The following is a 16,636-nucleotide window of genomic DNA, read 5'->3' on the forward strand; positions in this document are numbered from 1 at the left end:
CAGTGTCTCCCAAGGAACCACCGCGCCGCCGGGTCCCCGGCCCCGCGCGCCCCCGCAGCGCCGTCGGCGGCCAGGGGCGCCCCCGGCCCGCCGCCCGCCGCCGGTCGTCCCCGGCGCCCCGCGCCCGCGCGCCCCGCAACCGGCCCGCGCGCCCCCTCCATCTCGGCAGCCCGCGCCCCCGGCTCCGCCTGGTCAGCGTCGCCCTGACGCTCGTCATGCTGGTGTTCGTCGTCCGGCTCCTCCAGGTCCAGGCCGTCGATGCCAATGCGTACGCGGCCAAGGCCAAAGAGAACCGCTACCTCAGCTACACGATCTCCGCCGAGCGCGGCGAGATCACCGACCGCAGCGGTATCGCGCTGGCCACCAGCGTCGACGCGTACGACATCACCGCCGACCCGTCGATGTTCACGCCCGAATTCAGCAAGGCCCCCGACGCGCCCCGGCAGGCGGCGGCGCTCCTCGCCCCGATCCTCGGCGCCGACGCCGCCGAGCTCACCGCGAAACTTTCCAAGAAGGGCCGTTACACCGTCCTGGCCCGCCGCCGGACCCCGCAGGTCTGGAATCAGATCAGGGACCTCAAGTCCGTCTTCGCCGAGAAGGCGGCGAAGGACAAGGCGGCCGGCGGTCCCGGAGCCAATGTGCTCGCCGGGATCTTCCAGGAGTCGACCACGAAACGGGTCTACCCCAACGGAGGGCTCGCCGCCGGGATACTCGGCTATGTCAACGCCGAAGGCAAGGGCGCGGGCGGCCTCGAATCGCAGCTGGACAAGGAGCTCGAGGGCGAGGACGGCAAGATCAAGTACGCCCAGTCCGGCGGCCGGCGGGTGCCGACCGCGGGCACCAAGGAGGTTCCGGCCGTCGCCGGGTCCGACATCGAGCTGACCATCGACCGCGACATCCAGTGGGCCGCCCAGCAGGCCATTACCGACCAGGTGAAGAAGTCCAAGGCGGACCGCGGCTACGTGGTCGTGCAGAACACCAGGACCGGCGAGGTCCTCGCCATGGCCAACGCGCCCGGCTTCGACCCCAACGACCTCTCGCAGGCCGACGCGGCGTCGCTGGGCAACGCGGCGCTCCAGGACGTGTACGAGCCCGGCTCCACCAGCAAGGTCATGTCCATGGCCGCCGTGCTGGAGGAAGGCGTCGCCACCCCAGGCACCCACGTCACCGTCCCCAACCGGCTGCACCGCGGCGACCGGCTCTTCAAGGACGACATCGACCACCCCACCTGGTACCTGACGCTCAACGGCGTACTCGCCAAGTCCAGCAACATCGGCACCATCCTGGCCGCGGGGGAACTCGGCAGGACCCAGGCCCAGGCCAACAAGGTCCTCTACTCCTACCTGCGCAAGTTCGGGATCGGCTCGCCGACCGGCCTCGACTACCCGGGCGAGACCCCCGGCATCCTCGCCAAGCCCGAGAACTGGTCGACCTCGCAGCAGTACACGATCCCGTTCGGCCAGGGCCTCTCGCTCAACGCCATGCAGGCCGCCTCCATCTACTCGACGATCGCCAACGGCGGGGTCCGCGTCGCGCCCACGCTGGTACGCGGCACCAAGGGCCCCGACGGCCACTTCAAGGCCGCCCCCGCTCCCGAACGGACCCGGGTGGTCAGCGAAAAGACCGCCAGGTCGCTCGCCACCATGCTGGAATCGGTGGTCGGAGACGAGGAGGGCACCGGAACGAAGGCCAAGATCCCCGGCTACCGGGTGGCGGGCAAGACCGGTACCGCCAACCGGGTCGACCCCGTACGCGGCGGCTACCACGGCTACACCGCGTCCTTCGCGGGCTTCGCACCCGCCGACGACCCGCAGATCACCGTCTACTGCGCGATCCAGAACCCCACCAAGGGCAGCTACTTCGGCGGCCAGATCTGCGGACCGATCTACAAACAGGTCATGGAGTTCGCGCTGAAGACCCTCCAGACCCCACCGTCCGGCAGCGAGCCAGCCCGGCTGCCGGTGTCCTTCCAGCCCGGCGAGTGAACACGGGGAAACCGACCAGTGACAACCATCACCCCCGATCCCGGGAACCGGAACGGGAACCACCAGAACCCCGCCCCCTCACTTCGCGAGAGGCCGGGTGCGCCCGGTACGCTCACCGCCGTGCCCCACGCTGATCAGTTCCAAACCACCCAGAAGGACGCGCCTGTGAACTACCCGGGAGCGCCTCGCCCGGACCGGATCGGACCGACGCCCCTCGGCGATCTGGCAGCCCGGCTGGGAGTCGAACCGCCGGGAACCGGCGAGGTCACCGGCATCACCCACGACTCGCGGGCGGTCCGCCCCGGCGACCTGTACGCGGCCCTGCCGGGTGCCCGCTTCCACGGCGCCGACTTCGCCGCCCAGGCGGCCGGCCTCGGCGCGGCCGCCGTCCTCACCGACCCGGCGGGCGCCGAGCGCGCCGCCGCCACCGGACTGCCGGTGCTGGTCACCGAGGACCCGCGCGGCCGGATGGGCGAGCTCGCCGCCGAGATCTACGGACGGCCCGGCGGCGACCTCCTCCAGATCGGCATCACCGGAACCTCCGGGAAGACCACCACCGCGTACCTCATCGAGGGCGGCTTCCGCGGCGCCGGGCGCGCCACCGGGCTGATCGGCACCGTGGAGACACGGATCGGCGACGAGCGCATCAAGTCCGAGCGCACCACCCCTGAGGCCACCGACCTGCAGGCCCTGCTCGCCGTCATGCGCGAACGCGGGGTCGACTCGGTGACCATGGAGGTTTCCAGCCATGCCCTGGTGCTCGGCCGGGTCGACGGCTGCGTCTTCGACGTCGCGGTCTTCAACAACCTCAGCCCGGAGCACATGGAGTTCCACACCGGGATGGAGGACTACTTCCAGGCCAAGGCGCAGCTCTTCACCCCGCGGCGCAGCCGGCAGGGCGTCGTCAACTTCGACGACGAGTACGGCCGCAGGCTGATCGCCGAGGCGACCGTCCCCACCGTCACCTTCTCCGCCGAGGGCCACCCGGACGCCGACTGGCGCGCCGAGGACGTCGAAGTCGGGCCGCAGGGCTCCACCTTCACCGTCGTCGGCCCCAAGGGCGAGCGGATCGCCGCCAGGGCCCCGCTGCCCGGCCCGTTCAACGTCGCCAACACCCTCGCCGCGATCGTCACCCTCGCCGTCGCGGGCCTCGACCCGCAGACCGCCGCCGACGGCGTCGCCGCCGTTCCGGGCGTCCCCGGCCGGCTGGAACGCGTCGACGCCGGACAGCCGTACCTCGCGGTCGTCGACTACGCGCACAAGACCGACGCCGTCGAATCCGTGCTGCGCTCCCTGCGGAAGGTCACCGAGGGCCGGCTGCACATCGTCCTCGGCTGCGGCGGCGACCGTGACACCACCAAACGCGGCCCGATGGGCGCCGCCGCGGCCCGCCTCGCCGACACCGCCGTACTGACCTCCGACAACCCCCGTTCCGAGGACCCCCTCGGAATCCTCGCCGCCATGCTCGCGGGCGCCGCCGAGGTGCCCGTCCACGAGCGGGGCGACGTCCTGGTCGACGCAGACCGGGCCGCCGCCATCGCCGCCGTGGTCGCCCGCGCCGAGCCCGGTGACACCGTGCTGATCGCCGGCAAGGGCCACGAGCAGGGCCAGGACATCCACGGCGTGGTACGCCCCTTCGACGACCGCGTGGTCCTGCGCGCGGCCATCGAGCGCTCCCTGGGGCACAGCGGCACCGGCAACACCGCCCACCGCGCCCACACCCACGAGAACAGTCAGGGATGACCAAGTGATCGCCCTTTCCCTCGCCGAGATCGCCGAAATCGTCGGCGGGCAGTCGTACGACATACCCGATCCGGCAGCAACCGTCAGCGGTCCCGTCGTCATCGACTCCCGAGAGGTGAAGCAAGGCAGCCTGTTTGTCGCCTTCGCCGGGGAGCGGGTCGACGGCCACGACTACGCGCAGCGCGCCGTCGAGGCGGGCGCGGCAGCCGTGCTGGCCGCCCGCCCCGTCGGTGTTCCCGCGATCGTCGTCGATGACGTCGTGGCCGCCCTCGGCGCGCTCGCCCGCGCCGTCGTCGGCCGCCTCGGCACCACCGTCGTCGCCCTCACCGGCTCCGCGGGCAAGACCTCCACCAAGGACCTCATCGCCCAGCTCCTCGAACGCAAGGGCCCCACGGTCTACCCGGCGGGCAACCTCAACAACGAGATCGGCCTGCCGCTCACCGCCCTGCGCGCCACCGAGGACACCCAGCACCTCGTCCTCGAAATGGGCGCACGCTACGTCGGCGACATCTGTTACCTCACCGGCCTCGTCCCGCCCCGGATCGGCCTCGTCCTCAACGTCGGCACCGCCCACATCGGCGAGTTCGGCGGCCGCGAGCAAATCGCCAGGGCCAAGGGCGAGCTGGTCGAGTCGCTGCCGGAGGACGGCCTCGCCGTGCTCAACGCCGACGACCCGCTCGTGCGCGCCATGACCTCCCGTACGAAAGCCCGGGTGCTGCTCTTCGGCGAAGCCGCGGATGCGGACGTACGGGGAGAGAACGTCCGTCTCACCGACGACGGACGTCCCGCTTTCAAGCTCCACACACCCACCGGGTGCAGCGACGTGACCATGCGCCTGTACGGTGAGCACCACGTGTCGAACGCGCTCGCCGCGGCCGCCGTCGCCCATGAGTTGGGCCTGTCCGCAGACGAGATTGCCGAAGGGCTCTCCGAGGCGGGCACCCTCTCCCGCTGGCGCATGGAGGTCACCGAGCGTCCGGACGGCGTGACGTTCGTCAATGACGCCTACAACGCGAACCCCGAATCCATGAAGGCAGCGCTGCGCGCGCTGGCCGCCATGGGGAGGGGCCGGCGTACGTGGGCGGTGCTCGGCCCCATGGCCGAGCTCGGCGACGCCTCGCTCGCCGAGCACGACGCGGTCGGACGGCTAGCTGTCCGGCTCAACGTCAGCAAGCTCGTCGCGGTCGGGGGCAGAGAGGCCTCCTGGCTGCAACTGGGCGCATACAACGAGGGTTCGTGGGGTGAGGAGTCGGTGCACGTGTCCGACGCGCAGGCTGCCGTCGACCTGTTGCGCAGTGAACTGCGCCCGGGAGACGTCGTGCTGGTGAAGGCGTCCCGGTCGGTCGGCCTGGAGCAGGTCGCCATGGCACTGCTGGAGAACGCGTCCGAGGGCGAGGTCGCCGGCCGATGAGGCAGATCCTCTTCGCGGGGGCCATCGGGCTCTTCCTGACCCTGGTCGGAACTCCGCTGCTGATCAAGCTGCTGGCCCGCAAGGGATACGGGCAGTTCATCCGGGACGACGGCCCGCGCACCCACGGGTCCAAGAAGGGCACGCCCACCATGGGCGGTATTGCCTTCATCCTGGCGACGATCATCGCGTACGTCCTGGCGAAGGTGATCACCGGCGAGGAGATGCGCTTCTCCGGTGTGCTGGTGCTCTTCCTGATGACCGGCATGGGGCTCGTCGGCTTCCTCGACGACTACATCAAGATCGTCAAGCAGCGCTCGCTGGGTCTGCGGGCCAAGGCGAAGATGGCGGGCCAGCTGATCGTCGGCATCGCCTTCGCGGTGCTCTCGCTCCAGTTCGCCGACGCCCGCGGCAACACCCCGGCCTCCACCAAGCTGTCGTTCGTCGCGGACTTCGGCTGGTCGATCGGCCCGGTGCTGTTCGTCGTCTGGGCGCTGTTCATGATCCTCGCCATGTCCAACGGCGTGAACCTGACGGACGGTCTGGACGGCCTGGCCACCGGCGCGTCGGTGATGGTCTTCGGCGCGTACACCTTCATCGGGCTGTGGCAGTTCCAGGAGTCCTGCGCCAACGCGACGACCCTGACCAACCCCAACGCCTGTTTCGAGGTACGAGATCCACTCGACCTGGCGGTCGTCGCCTCCGCGCTGATGGGCGCCTGCTTCGGCTTCCTGTGGTGGAACACCTCGCCCGCCAAGATCTTCATGGGTGACACCGGCTCGCTCGCTCTCGGCGGCGCCCTCGCGGGTCTGGCCATCTGCTCCCGTACGGAGTTCCTGATGGCCGTCCTCGGCGGCCTCTTCGTGATGATCACCATGTCCGTGGTCATCCAGGTCGGCTCCTTCAAGATGACCGGTAAGCGGGTCTTCCGGATGGCGCCGCTCCAGCACCACTTCGAACTCAAGGGGTGGTCCGAAGTCCTTGTCGTGGTCCGCTTCTGGATCATCCAGGGCATGTGCGTGATCGTTGGACTCGGTCTCTTCTACGCGGGATGGGCAGCCGAGAAGTGAGCAACCAGGACTGGCAGGGCAAGCACGTCACCGTCGCGGGACTCGGAGTCTCCGGAATCCCGGCGGCCACGGTGCTGCACGGCCTCGGCGCCGTCGTCACGGTGGTCGACGACGGGGACGACGAGCGTTCCCGTACGCAGGCCGCGGAGCTGGAGGCGCAGGGCATCACCGTGCGCCTCGGCGACGGGGCGACCCTGCCCGAGTCCACCGAGCTCATCGTCACCACCCCGGGCTGGCAGCCCGACAAGCCGCTCTTCACCGCAGCCGCCGAGGCGGGCGTCCCGGTCTGGGGCGACGTCGAACTCGCCTGGCGGCTGCGCGGCCACGGCGGCAGCGAACCGGCGCCCTGGCTCGCGGTCACCGGCACCAACGGCAAGACCACGACCGTACGGATGCTCGCCTCCATCCTGGAGGCGGCCGGGCTGCGCACCGCCGCGGTCGGCAACATCGGCGTCTCCCTCCTCGACGCCGTCCTCGGTGACGAGGAGTACGACGTACTCGCCGTCGAGCTGTCCAGCTACCAGCTGCACTGGGCGCCCTCGCTGCGCGCCCACTCCGCGGTCGTCCTCAATCTGGCCCCCGACCACCTCGACTGGCACGGTTCCATGGAGGCGTACGTCGCGGACAAGGGCCGGATCTACGAGGGCAACCGCGTCGCCTGCGTCTACAACGCGGCCGAGAAGGCGACCGAGGACCTGGTCCGCGCGGCCGACGTCGAGGAGGGCTGCCGCGCCATCGGCTTCACCCTGGGCACACCGGGCCCGTCCCAGCTGGGCGTCGTCGACGGCATCCTCGTCGACCGCGCCTTCGTGACGAACCGGCAGAAGCAGGCCCAGGAGCTCGCCGAGGTCACCGACGTCAACCCGCCGGCCCCGCACAACATCGCCAATGCCCTGGCGGCCGCGGCACTGGCCCGCGCCTTCGGTGTCGAGCCCGCGGCCGTACGGGACGGACTGCGGGCCTTCCGCCCCGACCCGCACCGCATCGAGCACATCGAGGACATCGCCCGGGTCGCGTACATCGACGACTCCAAGGCCACCAACACCCACGCCGCCGAGGCCTCCCTCGCGGCCTACGATTCGATCGTCTGGATCGCCGGCGGCCTCGCCAAGGGCGCCACGTTCGACGAGCTGGTGACCGGGGCCGCGGGGCGGCTGCGGGGCGTCGTACTGATCGGCCGGGACCGGGCCCTGATCCGCGAAGCCCTCGCGCGACACGCCCCCGACGTCCCGGTGGTCGACCTCGACCGGACCGACACTGGGGCGATGTCCGAGGCGGTCCGCGAGGCGGCACGGCTCGCCCGGCCGGGAGACACCGTACTGATGGCCCCGGCCTGCGCCTCGATGGACATGTTCGTCAATTACAACAAGCGGGGCGAGGCGTTCGCGGACGCGGTCCGCGCACTCGCCGCCGAGAGCGCCTGACGGGCCCGGCCTCCGCACCGTACCGTCCCGGACGACCGGGTGCGGGCGGCCACGCCACGGGCCGCGGCCCGTGGCGGCGGCCCCGGGCACGAGCAGTGGAGGGGACAGCGACAATGCCGGCCGAAGAGAGCTCCGCCGCACCCCGTGGGAACCGCTCACGGGCCACCGCGGTGATCAGCCGGGCGCTCGCCGCGCCGCTCCTCGCCGGCGCGGCCGTCCCGGCGCCGCTCGGCCCCGCCCTGCGGGTCCGGTCGGTCACCGGCTCCCGGCGCCCCTCGGTGCCCCGGCCCAAGGGGCGTTCCACCGGCACCCCCCGCGCCCCTCGCGGCGGCGGCGCGCGGCGGATGTACGAGCAGGCACGCCGGGCCTGGGACCGCCCTCTGACCGCGTACTACGTGATCCTGGGCGCCGGTCTGCTGATCACCGTGCTCGGCCTGGTGATGGTCTACTCCGCCTCGATGATCAAAGCCCTGGAGCTGGACAAACCCGGCACCTACTTCTTCCGTAAGCAGTTCCTCGCCGCCGTCATCGGCGCCGGACTGATGGCGCTCGCCGCCCGGATGCCCGCCAAACTGCACCGGGCGTTCGCCTACCCGCTCCTCATGGGAGCCGTCTTCCTGATGGTGCTGGTCCAGGTGCCGGGGATAGGGATGTCGATCCACGGCAACCGGAACTGGCTCTACCTGGGCGGCCCCTTCCAGCTCCAGCCCAGTGAGTTCGGCAAGCTCGCCCTGGTCCTGTGGGGCGCGGACCTGCTCGCCCGCAAACAGGACAAACGGCTGCTGACGCAGTGGAAGCACATGCTCGTCCCGCTCGTCCCGGTCGCCTTCATGCTCCTCGGGCTGATCATGCTCGGCGGTGACATGGGCACTGCGATCATTCTCACGGCGATCCTGTTCGGACTGCTCTGGCTGGCCGGGGCGCCGACCCGGCTCTTCGCCGGGGTGCTCGGCTTCGCCGGAGTGATCGCCTTCGTGCTGATCAAGACCAGTCCGAACCGGATGTCCAGGCTCGCCTGCATCGGCGCCAGCGAACCCGGACCCGGGGATTCCTGCTGGCAGGCCGTGCACGGAATCTATGCTCTGGCGTCCGGTGGGTGGTTCGGTTCCGGGCTCGGTGCGAGTGTGGAAAAATGGGGTCAACTACCTGAACCGCACACCGACTTCATCTTCGCCATCACCGGGGAGGAACTGGGATTGGCGGGGACGCTGTCGGTACTCGCCCTCTTCGCGGCTCTAGGCTATGCGGGTATCCGCGTGGCCGGACGCACGGAGGACCCCTTCGTGAGGTACGCCGCGGGAGGTGTGACCACCTGGATCATGGCGCAGGCCGTGATCAACATCGGTGCGGTGCTCGGCCTGCTGCCGATCGCCGGGGTCCCGCTCCCGCTGTTCTCCTACGGAGGATCGGCCCTGCTGCCGACCATGTTCGCTGTCGGGCTGCTGATCGCGTTCGCGCGAGAGGATCCCGCCGCGAAGGCGGCCCTGGCCATGCGGAGGCCCGGGGTGAGATGGAAGACGATGAGACGGCGCGTCAAGAAGCGTCCGTCCGGAGAGCGGTGAATTTCGGTGCATGTCGTACTCGCCGGTGGGGGGACCGCCGGCCACATCGAGCCCGCGCTTGCCCTCGCGGACGCCCTGCGCAGGCAGGACCCGACCGTGGGAATCACTGCCCTCGGCACGGAGCGCGGACTCGAGACCAGGCTCGTACCCGAGCGGGGGTACGAGCTCGCCCTGATCCCGGCCGTGCCGCTGCCGCGCAAGCCCACCCCGGAACTGATCACCGTCCCGGGGCGGCTGCGCGGCACCATCAAGGCCGCCGAGCAGGTCCTGGAGCGCACCAGGGCGGACTGCGTCGTCGGCTTCGGCGGCTACGTCGCCCTGCCCGGCTACCTCGCCGCCAAGCGGGCCGGCGTGCCGATCGTCGTCCATGAGGCCAACGCCCGGCCGGGCCTGGCCAACAAGATCGGTTCCCGGTACGCCCACGGGGTCGCCGTCTCCACCCCCGACAGCAAGCTGCGCGGTGCCCGCTACATCGGCATCCCGCTGCGCCGGACCATCGCCACCCTGGACCGGGCCCGGGTCCGTCCCGAGGCGCGTGCGGCCTTCGGTCTCGACCCCAACCTGCCGACGCTGCTGGTCTCCGGTGGTTCGCAGGGCGCCCGTCACCTCAACGAGGTGGTCCAGCGGGTCGCCCCGCTGCTGCAGCGCTCCGGGATCCAGATCCTGCACGTCGTCGGCCCGAAGAACGAATTGCCGCGTATCGACAACATGCCCGGTATGCCGCCCTACATCCCGGTACCGTACGTGGACCGGATGGACCTCGCTTACGCGGCGGCCGACATGATGCTCTGCCGCGCGGGTGCGATGACCGTCGCCGAACTCTCTGCCGTCGGGCTCCCGGCCGCCTACGTACCGCTGCCCATCGGCAACGGCGAACAGCGGCTCAACGCCCAGCCGGTGGTCAATGCCGGCGGCGGTCTGCTGGTGGACGATGCGGCGCTCACCCCCGAGTGGGTGCAGGGCAACGTCCTGCCGGTGCTCGCGGATCCGCACCGGCTGTACGAGATGTCCCGCGCCGCCGCCGAGTTCGGCCGCAGGGACGCCGACGACCTGCTCGTCGGCATGGTGTACGAGGCGATTGCCGCACGCCGAGGCGCGTGAGGCGGACGGGTCCGGGGGCGGCGCCCCCGGACCCGGCATAAGGAGCGAGCGTGGCCGGACCGACGACCGCCCAGCGCGGTGCAGCGCAGCAGGAGGACTCCCCGGCCCGCCCGCCGCGGCCGCGCCCCGAAGGGCGCAGGCGGCCCAGCCGCAGACAGCTGATCGTCATCGGCGTGCTGGTGCTCCTGCTCGGCTCCGGCGCCGCGTGGGCGCTCTACGGCTCCTCCTGGCTCCGGGCCGAACAGGTCAGGATCACCGGCCTCGACGTGCTGACACCGGCCGAGGTGGAGGCCGTCGCGGCCGTACCGATCGGCGCTCCCCTGATCTCCGTGGACACCGATGTCATCGCCGACCGGTTGCGCCGGAAGCTGCCCCGTATCGACTCGGTGGATGTCGTACGGTCATGGCCGCACGGAATCGGACTCGAGGTGACCGAACGGCAGCCGGTCCTGTTGGTGAAAAAGGGCACAAAATTTACTGAAGTGGACGCGAAAGGAGTGCGTTTCGCAACGGTGGACAAATCGCCCGGGCATGTACCTCTGCTTGAATTGACTCCCGATCAGTCAGCAAGCCTGCGCCGCTTCGGCAGTGCCCGGCTGGTGCGGGAAGCGGTCCGGGTCGCGGGCGGACTTCCGGAGGGTGTCGCCAAGGACACCAAGGTCGTACGGGTCGCCTCGTACGACTCGATCTCCCTGGAACTCACCCGCGGTCGCACGGTGATCTGGGGTAGCAGCGAGGACGGACCGGTGAAGGCGAGAGTCCTCACCGCTCTCATGAAAACCGCTCCCAAAGCGGGACACTTCGACGTGAGTGCACCCACCGCCCCTGCCGTGTCGGGTAGTTGACGCACATTTGGCCTGGCCAGCACCCTGGTTGGTCAGCGCTACGGGTGATCACATAGGGTGAAAAGAAAAACGGGAGGTTCGGCGTGTTCGTTGAACGTGCGCCACTTGTCGACTTAGTGTCCTGTTCGGAAGAGTCCATGAAGCAGACACACTGGTAACCCTAAACTTCAACGTTAGGGTTTGGGTCGGCGTTTCGGACCGTCCCAATCGGCATCCGTCGTCGCGGCGGGACCCCCGCACAGCGACGACACGTAACTCGAGGCGAGAGGCCTTCGACGTGGCAGCACCGCAGAACTACCTCGCAGTCATCAAGGTCATCGGTGTCGGCGGCGGTGGTGTCAATGCCATCAACCGAATGATCGAGGTCGGTCTCAAGGGCGTCGAGTTCATCGCGATCAACACTGATGCGCAAGCCCTGTTGATGAGCGACGCCGACGTCAAGCTCGACGTCGGCCGCGAACTCACCCGCGGCCTCGGCGCCGGGGCCAACCCGGCCGTCGGACGCAAGGCGGCAGAGGACCACCGTGAGGAGATCGAGGAGGTCCTCAAGGGGGCCGACATGGTCTTCGTCACCGCCGGAGAGGGCGGCGGCACCGGCACCGGCGGCGCACCCGTCGTCGCCAACATCGCGCGCTCGCTCGGCGCCCTCACGATCGGCGTGGTCACCCGCCCGTTCACCTTCGAGGGCCGACGACGCGCGAACCAGGCGGAGGACGGCATCGCCGAGCTCCGCGAAGAGGTCGACACCCTCATCGTCATTCCCAACGACCGACTGCTGTCCATCTCGGACCGCCAGGTCAGCGTGCTCGACGCGTTCAAGTCGGCCGACCAGGTGCTGCTCTCGGGTGTCCAGGGCATCACCGACCTCATCACGACCCCGGGCCTGATCAACCTCGACTTCGCCGACGTCAAGTCGGTCATGTCCGAGGCCGGGTCGGCACTCATGGGCATCGGCTCGGCCCGCGGCGACGACCGCGCCGTGGCCGCCGCGGAGATGGCGATCTCCTCGCCGCTCCTGGAGGCGTCCATCGACGGCGCCCGCGGTGTCCTGCTCTCCATCTCCGGCGGCAGCGACCTCGGTCTCTTCGAGATCAACGAGGCCGCCCAGCTGGTGAGCGAGGCGGCACACCCCGAGGCGAACATCATCTTCGGTGCGGTCATCGACGACGCACTGGGCGACGAAGTGCGCGTCACCGTGATCGCCGCGGGCTTCGACGGCGGACAGCCGCCGGCCCGGCGCGAGAACGTTTTGGGCGCGAACTCCGCCAAGCGCGAGGAGCCGGCTCCGCCGGTCCGGACCGCCGAGCCCGTGCGCCAGACCGGCGGACTGGGCTCCGTGATCCCGCGCGACGAGCCCCCGGTCCAGGCCGAGCCCGTACCGGCGGTCGGCGAGAGCCACCTGCCGCCGGTCACTCCGCCGCACATCCCGCCGGCCCGTCCCTACCAGGACTCCCAGGCCGAAGAGCTGGATGTTCCGGACTTCTTGAAGTGATAGGTCCGCATCACGCAGTTCCCGCAGTGTCCTCAGTAACCTCGGAGGGCCGCGGCGCGCACTTCGCCTTCACCGACAGGTGGGGCGGGGTGAGCGCCGCTCCGTACGAGGAGCTCAACCTCGGCGGCGCGGTCGGAGACGACCCCGCCGCCGTTCTGGCCAATCGGGAGCGGGCCGCCCGGGCCCTCGGTCTCGACCCGGCGCAGGTCGTCTGGATGAACCAGGTGCACGGGCGGGACGTCGCGATCGTCGACGGCCCGTGGGGAGACGCTTCGGAAATCCCCGCGGTGGACGCGGTGGTGACCGTACGGCGCGGACTCCCGCTCGCCGTGCTCACCGCCGATTGCACCCCCGTACTGCTCGCCGACCCGGTCGCCGGGGTCGCGGCGGCCGCGCACGCGGGCCGTCCCGGTCTCGTCGCCGGAGTCGTTCCGGCCACGGTCGAGGCCATGGCCGGACTGGGCGCCGAACCCTCCAGGATCGTCGCCCGCACCGGACCGGCGGTCTGCGGACGGTGCTACGAGGTCCCGTCCCGGATGCGCGCCGAGGTCGCCGAGAGCGTCCCGGCCTCCTGGTCCGAGACCAGCTGGGGCACCCCGGCCGTGGATGTCACCGCGGGGGTCCACGCGCAACTCGAAGCCCTCGGGGTCGAGGACCGGCACGCATCGCCGGTCTGCACTCTCGAATCGGGCGACCACTTCTCGTACCGCCGCGACCGCATCACCGGGCGGCTCGCCGGATATGTCTGGTTGGACTGATAGGGCATGACGGACCGTAAGACTCAACTCGCCGAAAATCTGGCTCGGGTGGAAGAACGCATTGCTTCCGCCTGTATCGCCGCCGGCCGCAAGCGGGAAGAAGTGACCCTCATCGTGGTCACCAAGACCTATCCCGCGAGCGATGTGCGGATTCTGCATGAACTCGGTGTGCGTCATGTCGCAGAGAATCGTGACCAGGACGCGGCACCCAAAGCAGCCGAATGTGCGGATCTGTCGCTCACCTGGCACTTTGTCGGTCAATTGCAGACCAATAAGGTTCGTTCTGTGGCGAGTTACGCCAATGTCGTACAGTCGGTGGATCGGACCAAATTGGTCACGGCTCTCTCGGCGGCGGCCGTGCGCGAAGGGCGTGAACTCGGCTGTCTCATCCAGGTCGCACTCGACGCGGAGAGCGGTGAGCGGGGCGACCGGGGCGGCGTCGCGCCGGACGGGATCGAGGAGTTGGCCGCGGCGGTCGAAGCCGCGCCCGGACTGCGGCTCGGCGGTCTGATGACCGTCGCGCCGCTCGCCGGACCGTACGCGGGACGGCAACGCGCCGCCTTCGACCGGCTGATGGAATTCTCATCCCGCCTGCGCGGGAACCATCCGGCTGCGAACATGGTCTCCGCAGGGATGAGCGCGGACCTCGAGGACGCGGTTGCGGCCGGAGCGACACATGTGCGCGTCGGTACGGCGGTACTCGGAGTCCGACCGAGGCTCGGGTAACGTCGCCAAGCAGGTCGGACCACAGCAGAAAATATGGTCATTCCCGCCTATGGCGGGCAGGCCTCAGTGGATCGCGGGGCACTTGGTGACAGATGCCGATCCACCACAGAGCGGAGGACTCAGAGCATGGCCGGCGCGATGCGCAAGATGGCGGTCTACCTCGGCCTCGTGGAGGACGATGGGTACGACGGTCCGGGGTTCGACCCCGACGACGAATTCGAACCCGAGCCGGAGCCCGAGCGCGACCGGCGGCGGCACCAGCCCGCGCATCAGGTGGAGCGGGATCGGGAACGGGACGAACCGGTACGAGTGGTGCAGCCTCCCGCGCAGCGGGAACCGGTTCAGATCCCGGCGGAAAGGGAGCGACCCGCCCGAATCGCCCCCGTGGCATCCATCACACCTGAACGTCCGAACATGGAGAAGAACGCGCCGGTGATCATGCCCAAGGTTGTGTCCGAGCGGGAGCCCTACCGCATCACCACGCTGCACCCCAGGACCTACAACGAGGCCCGTACCATCGGGGAACACTTCCGTGAGGGCACTCCGGTGATCATGAATCTCACGGAGATGGACGATACGGACGCGAAGCGACTTGTCGACTTTGCCGCAGGACTCGTCTTCGGTCTCCATGGCAGCATTGAGCGCGTGACGCAGAAGGTGTTCCTGTTGTCGCCTGCTAACGTCGATGTCACGGCGGAGGACAAGGCCCGCATCGCTGAGGGCGGATTCTTCAACCAGAGCTGAGAACACGACACCGGGAACAACCCGGCCGTAAGGCCGGAGCTACGAGAGCCAGGGGAGAGGGAAGCGCGCAATGGGCGTCGTACTGCAAGTTGTCTATATCGCGCTGATGTGTTTCCTCATCGTGCTGATCTTCCGGCTGGTCATGGACTACGTCTTCCAGTTCGCACGTTCATGGCAGCCCGGCAAGCCGATGGTGGTCATACTTGAGGCCACCTACACTGTCACGGATCCACCGCTCAAGCTTCTGCGGCGGTTCATCCCGCCGCTGCGTCTCGGGGGCGTGGCACTCGACCTGTCCTTCTTCGTTCTGATGATCATCGTCTACATCCTGATCAGCATCGTGATCAGGCTGTGAGCGATACGGTCTTGCCGACTGCCGACGACTACGTAGAGGTGAAGAAGAGATGCCGCTGACCCCCGAGGACGTGCGGAACAAGCAGTTCACGACCGTCCGCCTCCGAGAAGGCTATGACGAGGACGAGGTCGATGCCTTCCTCGACGAGGTCGAGTCCGAACTGACCCGCCTGCTCCGTGAGAACGAGGACCTGCGCGCCAAGCTGGCCGCCGCCACGCGTGCCGCCGCGCAGAACCAGCAGCAGGGGATGCGCAAGCCGGAGCCGCAGGACCGGCCCGGGGCGCCGGTGCCCGCCGCCATATCGGGTCCGCCGGTCCAGCAGCAGCCCCCGCAGATGGGTCCGCCCCAGCTGCCCGGTGGTGCTCCGCAGCTGCCCGCCGGTCCCAGCGGTCATGGTCATGGTCCCGGTCCCCAGGGTCAGCACGGCCCCGGTCCGCAGGGCCCGCACGGCCCCGGTCCGATGCAGGGCGGTCCCATGGGTGGCCCGATGGGTGGCCCGATGGGCGGTCACGCCCCGCAGCAGCAGATGCAGCAGATGCAGCAGCCGCCGCAGATGCAGCAGCCCGCTCAGGGCCCCGGCGGCGACAGCGCCGCCCGTGTCCTCTCGCTCGCGCAGCAGACCGCCGACCAGGCGATCGCGGAGGCCCGTTCCGAGGCCAACAAGATCGTCGGCGAGGCGCGCAGCCGTGCCGAGGGCCTGGAGCGCGACGCGCGTGCCAAGGCGGACGCGCTGGAGCGGGACGCGCAGGAGAAGCACCGCGTGGCGATGGGCTCGCTGGAGTCGGCCCGCGCGACGCTGGAGCGCAAGGTCGAGGACCTGCGTGGCTTCGAGCGCGAGTACCGGACCCGGCTGAAGTCGTACCTGGAGAGCCAGCTGCGTCAGCTGGAGACCCAGGCCGACGACTCGCTGGCCCCGCCGCGGACTCCGGCGGCCGCTTCGCTGCCGCCGTCGCCCTCGCTGGCTCCGGCCGGTGCGGGTGCCATGGGTCACAACATGGGCGGCAACCACAGTGGTCACGGCGGCCCGCAGATGGGCGGCAACCCGTCCATGGGCGGTGGGCCCTCCTACGGCGGTCAGCAGCAGATGTCGCCGGCGATGACTCAGCCGATGGCACCGGTGCGGCCGCAGGCGCCGCAGCCGATGCAGCAGGCGCCGTCGCCGATGCGTGGGTTCCTGATCGACGAGGACGACAACTGAGCGGGTTGCGCGCGCTGAGCGCGTAGCCGTCGGCAGGCTGAGGGCCGGGCCCCGGGGTTTCCCCGGGGCCCGGCCCTTTTGCCGTGGGCGGGAGGTGGGTGTGGGCGTGGGGGCGCGCCTGCGGCGGGACTGTTTCCGCTGCCCGCCCCTTCCCGTAACCGGGGGGGGGGGGGGCGCCGCGCCCGGGGCGGACGCGAACCGGAAGGCGCGGGAAAGCCGCAGCGG

Annotated in this window: 14 protein-coding genes; all 14 read left to right on the top strand. The window is 70.1% G+C overall.

The window, feature by feature from the left end:
* Window positions 1-2: 2 nt before the first annotated feature.
* A complete protein-coding gene (locus tag ACFVV1_RS31635; protein WP_389996311.1) occupies window positions 3-1,985 on the top strand; it encodes a peptidoglycan D,D-transpeptidase FtsI family protein in 1,983 nt (660 codons plus the stop codon).
* Window positions 1,986-2,003: 18 nt separating this feature from the next.
* Complete coding sequence (locus tag ACFVV1_RS31640; RefSeq protein WP_389996314.1) at window positions 2,004-3,728, top strand: UDP-N-acetylmuramoyl-L-alanyl-D-glutamate--2,6-diaminopimelate ligase; 1,725 nt, start codon at window positions 2,004-2,006, stop codon at window positions 3,726-3,728.
* Window positions 3,729-3,732: 4 nt separating this feature from the next.
* A complete protein-coding gene (murF, locus tag ACFVV1_RS31645; RefSeq protein ID WP_389996317.1) occupies window positions 3,733-5,139 on the top strand; it encodes a UDP-N-acetylmuramoyl-tripeptide--D-alanyl-D-alanine ligase in 1,407 nt (468 codons plus the stop codon).
* Window positions 5,136-6,206, top strand: a complete 1,071-nt coding sequence (gene mraY / locus ACFVV1_RS31650; protein ID WP_266745659.1) for a phospho-N-acetylmuramoyl-pentapeptide-transferase — start codon at window positions 5,136-5,138, stop codon at window positions 6,204-6,206. The genes murF and mraY overlap by 4 nt, the downstream gene beginning before the upstream one ends.
* Complete coding sequence (gene murD / locus ACFVV1_RS31655; protein WP_389996358.1) at window positions 6,203-7,630, top strand: UDP-N-acetylmuramoyl-L-alanine--D-glutamate ligase; 1,428 nt, start codon at window positions 6,203-6,205, stop codon at window positions 7,628-7,630. Before mraY ends, murD begins: the two co-directional genes overlap by 4 nt.
* 113 nt (window positions 7,631-7,743) lie before the next feature.
* Window positions 7,744-9,192, top strand: coding sequence for a putative lipid II flippase FtsW (gene ftsW, locus ACFVV1_RS31660; protein WP_389996320.1), 1,449 nt, complete (start codon window positions 7,744-7,746; stop codon window positions 9,190-9,192).
* A 6-nt stretch (window positions 9,193-9,198) separates the two neighbouring features.
* The gene (murG, locus tag ACFVV1_RS31665; RefSeq protein WP_389996323.1) at window positions 9,199-10,293 is read left to right on the top strand and encodes an undecaprenyldiphospho-muramoylpentapeptide beta-N-acetylglucosaminyltransferase; all 1,095 of its coding nucleotides are present in this window, start codon (window positions 9,199-9,201) and stop codon (window positions 10,291-10,293) included.
* 50 nt (window positions 10,294-10,343) lie between these two features.
* Window positions 10,344-11,138, top strand: coding sequence for a cell division protein FtsQ/DivIB (locus tag ACFVV1_RS31670; protein ID WP_389996326.1), 795 nt, complete (start codon window positions 10,344-10,346; stop codon window positions 11,136-11,138).
* Window positions 11,139-11,415: 277 nt separating this feature from the next.
* A complete protein-coding gene (ftsZ, locus tag ACFVV1_RS31675) occupies window positions 11,416-12,630 on the top strand; it encodes a cell division protein FtsZ (protein ID WP_389996329.1) in 1,215 nt (404 codons plus the stop codon).
* Window positions 12,627-13,388: a peptidoglycan editing factor PgeF gene (gene pgeF / locus ACFVV1_RS31680; RefSeq protein ID WP_389996332.1), complete on the top strand. Its 762-nt coding sequence runs from the start codon at window positions 12,627-12,629 to the stop codon at window positions 13,386-13,388. Before ftsZ ends, pgeF begins: the two co-directional genes overlap by 4 nt.
* 6 nt (window positions 13,389-13,394) lie before the next feature.
* The gene (locus ACFVV1_RS31685; RefSeq protein WP_389996335.1) at window positions 13,395-14,114 is read left to right on the top strand and encodes a YggS family pyridoxal phosphate-dependent enzyme; all 720 of its coding nucleotides are present in this window, start codon (window positions 13,395-13,397) and stop codon (window positions 14,112-14,114) included.
* Between the two features lie 126 nt (window positions 14,115-14,240).
* Window positions 14,241-14,858: a cell division protein SepF gene (locus ACFVV1_RS31690; protein ID WP_114244064.1), complete on the top strand. Its 618-nt coding sequence runs from the start codon at window positions 14,241-14,243 to the stop codon at window positions 14,856-14,858.
* A 70-nt stretch (window positions 14,859-14,928) separates the two neighbouring features.
* Complete coding sequence (locus ACFVV1_RS31695; protein WP_384456290.1) at window positions 14,929-15,213, top strand: YggT family protein; 285 nt, start codon at window positions 14,929-14,931, stop codon at window positions 15,211-15,213.
* Between the two features lie 49 nt (window positions 15,214-15,262).
* Window positions 15,263-16,411 (top strand): DivIVA domain-containing protein, encoded by a 1,149-nt coding sequence (locus tag ACFVV1_RS31700; RefSeq protein WP_389996339.1) that lies wholly within the window; start codon window positions 15,263-15,265, stop codon window positions 16,409-16,411.
* Window positions 16,412-16,636: the final 225 nt, after the last annotated feature.

Origin of the sequence: Streptomyces sp. NPDC058092, assembly GCF_042884935.1 — a bacterium.
Classification (GTDB): domain Bacteria; phylum Actinomycetota; class Actinomycetes; order Streptomycetales; family Streptomycetaceae; genus Streptomyces.

Bases quoted from the DNA above. Each gene is read 5' to 3' on its own strand.
- mraY (WP_266745659.1), top strand. From the start codon at position 5,136: ATGAGGCAGATCCTCTTCGCGGGGGCCATCGGGCTCTTCCTGACCCTG.
- ftsW (WP_389996320.1), top strand. From the start codon at position 7,744: ATGCCGGCCGAAGAGAGCTCCGCCGCACCCCGTGGGAACCGCTCACGG.
- ACFVV1_RS31685 (WP_389996335.1), top strand. From the start codon at position 13,395: ATGACGGACCGTAAGACTCAACTCGCCGAAAATCTGGCTCGGGTGGAA.
- ACFVV1_RS31690 (WP_114244064.1), top strand. From the start codon at position 14,241: ATGGCCGGCGCGATGCGCAAGATGGCGGTCTACCTCGGCCTCGTGGAG.
- ACFVV1_RS31695 (WP_384456290.1), top strand. From the start codon at position 14,929: ATGGGCGTCGTACTGCAAGTTGTCTATATCGCGCTGATGTGTTTCCTC.
- ACFVV1_RS31700 (WP_389996339.1), top strand. From the start codon at position 15,263: ATGCCGCTGACCCCCGAGGACGTGCGGAACAAGCAGTTCACGACCGTC.